We start from the raw sequence: 2,092 nt of genomic DNA, 5'->3' as shown, positions 1-2,092 counted from the left end.
AGACGTACACCTTGAAGGCGGCTCAGCGGGGTAAGAAGATCACGGTGCAGGTGACTGGTAAGAAGTCTGGTTACACCACGGTGGTCAAGGCGTCGAAAACCACTAAAAAGGTCACGCGCTAGTTCATGTCCCATGCCCACGCGCTGATGTGGGCGAGGGCGATGTGAGAAGCAGAGCAGGATAGCATTACCTAACTTAGGTAATGCTATCCTTATTTATTGCCGGTCGGGTCTGAAGGGGGCGACAGAGCCCGCACCCGGTCATGGACCCGAGACGCACTGCGTCTGATGCGAAAAGAGAATAGCTCGAATGAGGAACTCAACCTCATCCCGAACCAACGGGATTGTTCCACCCCCACACGGCGCAGAACGTCGCCAACGTTTCCTGCGCAAGACCGCAGCAACAAGTACCGTTGCCTTGCTCGCGGGAGCGGCCACGGTACTGCCCGCAAACGCTGAGGATGAAGCCGCCCCAGTTGAAGAGCCCGCAGCGGTTAACTACATCCCCAGCGCAGCGCTGCACACCGCCGATCGGGTAACCGAACTGGCTCTTAGCGCAGATCAAGGAACCCTCTACACCTACTCTGAGCAGGACAAGAGGCTTGCCGCGTATTCGCTGGACGACTGTGAGTACTCGGCCATGACTGCGCTCGATCTGGATTGCGCGCAGGACTGGTCCGCGGCATTGCCTTCCGGCGCGCAGGGCTGGTACGTAGACAACTCGCCTGCAGACGCAGAGGTTCCGGGAGATGAGCAGATCTTTGTCGTGTCCCAGGACGGAACTGACGGTGCACTCACCCGTTACTCAGGAAGTACGGGTAAGACCGTCGGTGCGGCCATCACCATCGCGGATCATGACGTACACGCCCTAACCTATGCGCCAGTCAACCAATTCGCCTACGTGCTCGCCACGGACGGCGTGGTGCTGGTAGACGTGCAAGATGGCAAGGTCACCGACGTGATCGCTCCGCGCGTTGACGGCGACGCGAAGTATCGTCCCGGACAGCAAGCCATTATGTACAACCCATTCTCAACGGGTACGACTGCCAAACCTACTGCAGATGGACTTGTGTACGCGGCCTACCAGGAGTACCTCACCACGGTGGATGTGGCGACCAACACGCGCGTGGAAACGACGCGTAGGCTCACCACGTCCGCAACACTGTCCTTCACCGGAGAGTCTGATCCCGTCGCAGCGAGTCCCTCCAAGTTTTCATCAGGGTACTTCTCAGACACCGACTTCCGGGCCTTCGGACTGTCCTCCAAGAAGTTGCACGGACGAGAGATGAACGCAGTCTACCTGTACCAGCCTCTAAGCGGTGGATCAATGTCCACGAGGGGTATTGCGCCCGTTGCAGAGGACCCACAGGGCTTGGCTCAGAGCAACCTTGAGAAACTTGCTTTTGTCAGCACAGGATCAGACAATTCTGTCTCGGTGATCGACGCCAGCACGCTCTCCACCGCAGCTCACACCCCAGTGGATCATGTGATCGACCTCGACGCAGCGGGCATCACACGACAGGGTGCAGTGGACGTCGCCAGACTTGCCGTGGCGGAAGACGAGGCTGGTACGACGGTATTCGTCGCCAATCCGGCGAGCAGGCAGATCACGGTTCTTGAACGGCTCAACACGCTGGACGCGGCGACCCCGAAAATCACGGGTAGAGCGCAGGTTGATGCCACCCTTACCGTGGATGCAGGTACCTGGGATGAGGGTACCGAACTTGCCTATCAATGGTTTGCAAACGGCGCTGCGATCGAGGATGCAACTGACACCAGCTACACCATTTCCTCCAACGACATTGGCAAGAAAATCACCGTGCGCGTCATTGGCTTCCAAGAAGGGTACGCCAACGCCAGCGCTGAGTCTCAGCCGACTGCTGCGGTGCAGGCCGGAGAGCTGGTCGCAGCAGTTCCTATCATTACGGGTGCTGCGCGGGTCGATTCCACCCTCACCGTGGTACCTGGTGTCTGGTCACCAGGCGTATCGCTGAGCTACCAGTGGTTTGTTGGGGGTCAGCGGGTTGATGGCGCGACTGGTTCAACGTTTACGGCTCGGGCCTCTGATGTGGGTAAGTCGGTTACGGTGCAGG

General features: G+C 58.9%; 1 pseudogene. It reads left to right on the top strand.

What is annotated here, in order from left to right:
• Positions 1–309: 309 nt before the first annotated feature.
• Positions 310–2,092: pseudogene (locus ACFSYH_RS14890) on the top strand (hypothetical protein); the annotation flags it as partial.

This window comes from Populibacterium corticicola (genome assembly GCF_042683685.1).
Classification (GTDB): Bacteria; Actinomycetota; Actinomycetes; order Actinomycetales; family Cellulomonadaceae; genus Timonella; species Timonella corticicola.
The sequence above is the reverse complement of the archived record's forward strand: the minus strand, read 5'-3'. Positions and strand labels throughout refer to the sequence as shown.